Below are 3831 nucleotides of genomic sequence, written 5' to 3' on the forward strand. Positions count from 1 at the left end.
AATCTTTTAATTCTTTGAAAGTGATTTCTTTTTGCATCTGTTTATTTTGTTCTTTTTCAATTAATAATTTGAGTCATTATTAAATGATATTTATATTTTTTTATGATTAACGTTTGTCACTTCGAGCGCAGTCGAGAAGCTAAAGAAAGCTAAGGTTTCAAACAATCTCGACTGCGCTCGATTTGACAACTATCTTACTATTCTTCCTTTGGGAATTCAAATACAAACTAAATTCATATTATTGTATTCTTCTTTTTCTATTTTTTTCGTAATCTTCAAAAATCATTTGTCCCAAGCCAGACAATCCTGTTAAGAAGGCTTTTCCCCTATTTTGGGCTGTAAACACTTCTACAAATCTTCGTAAATGCGGATCTTTGGCAATCATAAATGTCGTGATCGGAATTTTTAATTTTCGTGCTTGTGCTGCTTTGTTTAGACATTTTGAAACAATTTGTTCGTCCAAACCGAAACTGTTTTTGTAAAATTCGCCATTAGGCAAGGTCAAACAGCTTGGTTTTCCGTCCGTAATCATAAAAATTTGCTTGTTGGTATTTCGCTTTCGGCGGAGAATATCCATTGCCAATTCAAGTCCAGCCACCGTATTTGTGTGATACGGACCGACTTTTAGGTATGGTAAATCTTTTATTTTGATTGGCCACGCTTCGTTTCCAAATACAATGACATCAATGGAATCTTTTGGATATTTTCTGTGAATTAACTCCACCAAAGCCATTGCCACTTTTTTTGCTGGTGTAATGCGATCTTCTCCGTACAGAATCATGGAATGACTGATATCAATCATTAAGACCGTACTCATTTGCGATTTGTGTTTGGTTTCTTCAACGATGAGATCATTTTCGGTAAGTCGTAAATCTCCAATTCCATTGTTGACTTGTGCATTTTTGATGCTTTCCGTCATGTTGATCATTGCCAAATCGTCTCCAAACTGAAACGCTCTGCTTTCGCCATCGCGCTCGTCGCCTTTTCCAAGTTTTGACGTGTTATGGTTTCCTAAACCGCTTCGTTTTAGCTTCCCAAATATTTGATCTAACGCATACGCACGCAATGCAGATTCCATTTTTGCGGTCAATACGCTTTTCCCTTTTCCGGGTTCGTTGCCTGCATTTCCTTCTTCGAGATCGATTTCTTCTTTGATATATCCGCGTTTTTTCAGATCGTCCTCAAAATCTTGCAATGTGTATTCGTCTGTAAAGATATTGTATTCTCTATCGAGTGTATCAAGCCAATCAAACGCTTCTTCAATATCGCCTGAAGTATGTGTTAGGACGTCTTTAAAAATATCAAATACACGTTCAAAATGCGATATTTCTTTTGGAATGTGCTTACTGAATGTAAAGCCTTTTCCGTAGTTAAAATTCATACTCGTCATTAATTATCCTTTCTTTTTCGGGTTTCTAGTTGAAATGTGAAGTTTTTACTAGATTTTTCTTTTACTGTAAAAATACGGAAAAGATTGGAGAGTTGGAAGATTGAGTAGAAGTTGTTGTTTTTTCACCTACATTTAACCCTAAGCGCCATTTCGGCTTTTACTTCACCTAAATTTAATGCTTTGGTAAAGTGAACACATGCTCTTTCTGATTTGCCTAATTTATAAGCTATCAATCCCAAATAATAATAGGCTAAACCATTTTCGTCATTTAATTCTAATGATTTTTCACAATCTACTAAAGCTTGCTTTAAATTCCCCAGCTTGTAATATGAAAAACCTCTGTTATTATATGCATACGCATGATCGGAAATCTCAATTGCTTTGGTAAAGTCGGAGATTGCTTCTTCATGCTTTTCCATGTCATTTAAGATAATGCCACGCTGATTGTAATAACTCCAATTAGTTTTATCAAGTTCAATAGCTACGTTTGTATCTAGTAGAGCGTTCTGTATATCACCTAAATGGTATTTAGCTTGACCTCTTCCATAATAGATTTCAGAATCATTATTATTGAGAAGAATTGCGCTATTAAAGTCTTTTAGTGCTTTTTCATAGTTTTTCTGCCTGAAATATAATTTTCCTCTATTCCTATATGGTAAATAATTTGGGAAATCTTTACCTATACGGACTGACTTGTTGTAATCAGCTAATGCCGCCACAGAATCTTTTAGATGATGTTGTTTCAATAAACCTCTATTATTCAGTGCAATTACTATGTTTTTAGTAGTTATAGAATCTTGTCCAATTTTGAAATGGCTTAACATTTTATCTAATCCTTTGAGAGCTATATCATATTCTTTTAGCCTAATGTGCGACACAGCTCTATTGACATGAGCCTCAGATAGTTCATTATTCATTTCAATTGCTTTGATATAATCTTCAATTGCATTTTGGAATTCTCTCTTTTTTTGTGATGATCTACCTCTGTAATAATACGCCAAGTCTGTGCCACCATTGACATTTATTTCTCTGGTAAACAATTTAATAGCATTATCAAATTCACCATTATCAAACTGTTTTTTTCCTTCCAAATAATGGTCTACACCAATATTTTCGCAAGAGAAGAATATGAATATTCCTAGAATGATAAATGGTGTTTTTTTCATAAATGCTTCGTATTTTGTCACTGCTATATTTTGAACTGTTTCAATATACGATTTTCATTGATTTAAAAAATATTTAGTGCTTATGTTAATTACACTTCTCGCGGTGTAGCAGGTTTACGAATCATAAATATACCAATCCATAAGAACCAAAGTATCTGACTTATTCCGAAGATTTCTGTAAATATTTCTAGTGGATATACTGTTAAAATTCCCGCAACTCCAACTACAATTCCGATGTAGTTTATTGGTTTTGAAAAGAATTGCCCTTTTAAAGCGATGCAACTGATTAGCAACACCCAAATTCCGCCTACAATCTCGTTTCCGCCACCAAGTCCTTCTACAATAATGCTGACGCTAGACCAAATTACGATTGCATTTTCGGGCGCTGTTTCTCCTATCTTTAGGACTGAATTCAAACCTATATTGGCTATCATTCCGCTTGCTATGACCAATCCGACCCAAATAATTCCAAAAGTAAACGCCAGTTTTGAAAAGTTTGGCGCATGATTTTTAAGTCGTTGATAAATCGCTAATACTAATACAGCTAATACAATTCCGAATAATACATAGCTCACAAGGTTTATGATGGATAAAGCCAGGTAATTGTCTGATAGTATCGTTAATTCATCAACCGCGCTCGTATTTTCTTCAGGATAGATGATTATTGCGCCGTAAACAATAAAAGTTGTGATATAAATGAGCGCTTCAATAATGGCACATACGCCACCGATTTTTTGTAGTTTTTTTAGTTCCATCATTTTAAACCTTTTTTATTGAAGACGATTTAGCATTGATTTCGTTACGAGGTTTCCTACTTTTTGTTATGAGATGATTTTTAACTTTTTCGTACAAGTTGTCCTTGCACAGGTTCTCCGTTTTCTATTAAATCATCATCTTCATAGTAGTTTTTAAACTGTGCCGGAAGTCCAATTCCGTCCAAATAGTTTGGTGTATTTTGCAAGTGATAGTGTAAGTGTGGACCAGAGGAGTTTCCGCTATTTTCTTTTTTTCTTGCATCAGTTTTCAGCTTGCCACTAACGTTATTGTGTATGATTAGTTGCGGGTTTTAAGCACTAAAGTTAGCAAATAAATCACAGATAGAAAGTCTGCGAGGACTTTCGTAAGTAGGCTTTAACTAGCAATGAATTATACACGTTGTGCCTATTGCACAAGTCTAAGATATTGATAAATTTCGTATCTTGAATAATGCAAGGCAAGAAAATCTATCAAGAAAAATTATTCAACAATTTTCAGTTAAGTGATCGCATTCCAACG

4 protein-coding genes are annotated in these 3831 nt (G+C 34.4%); all 4 read right to left on the reverse strand.

What is annotated here, in order from left to right:
* Window positions 1-238: 238 nt before the first annotated feature.
* The 4 genes from AB8B65_RS19245 to AB8B65_RS19260 all read right to left on the reverse strand — a co-directional run bounded on the left by AB8B65_RS19245 (window position 239) and on the right by AB8B65_RS19260 (window position 3517).
* Window positions 239-1390 (reverse strand): vWA domain-containing protein, encoded by a 1152-nt coding sequence (locus AB8B65_RS19245; protein WP_405302910.1) that lies wholly within the window; start codon window positions 1388-1390, stop codon window positions 239-241.
* Between the two features lie 122 nt (window positions 1391-1512).
* Window positions 1513-2556, reverse strand: coding sequence for a tetratricopeptide repeat protein (locus AB8B65_RS19250; protein WP_405302911.1), 1044 nt, complete (start codon window positions 2554-2556; stop codon window positions 1513-1515).
* A gap of 89 nt (window positions 2557-2645) precedes the next feature.
* Window positions 2646-3314, reverse strand: a complete 669-nt coding sequence (locus AB8B65_RS19255; protein ID WP_405302912.1) for a DUF4386 family protein — start codon at window positions 3312-3314, stop codon at window positions 2646-2648.
* Window positions 3315-3391: 77 nt separating this feature from the next.
* Window positions 3392-3517, reverse strand: a complete 126-nt coding sequence (locus AB8B65_RS19260) for a hypothetical protein (RefSeq protein ID WP_405302913.1) — start codon at window positions 3515-3517, stop codon at window positions 3392-3394.
* Window positions 3518-3831: the final 314 nt, after the last annotated feature.

The organism is Kordia sp. (assembly GCF_045105435.1).
In the GTDB taxonomy this organism is placed as follows: domain Bacteria; phylum Bacteroidota; class Bacteroidia; order Flavobacteriales; family Flavobacteriaceae; genus Kordia.

What these genes read in the sequence shown, in the direction of transcription:
- AB8B65_RS19255 (WP_405302912.1), bottom strand. Translation starts at nt 3,314, where the DNA reads ATGATGGAACTAAAAAAACTACAAAAAATCGGTGGCGTATGTGCCATT.
- AB8B65_RS19250 (WP_405302911.1), bottom strand. Translation starts at nt 2,556, where the DNA reads ATGAAAAAAACACCATTTATCATTCTAGGAATATTCATATTCTTCTCT.
- AB8B65_RS19245 (WP_405302910.1), bottom strand. Translation starts at nt 1,390, where the DNA reads ATGACGAGTATGAATTTTAACTACGGAAAAGGCTTTACATTCAGTAAG.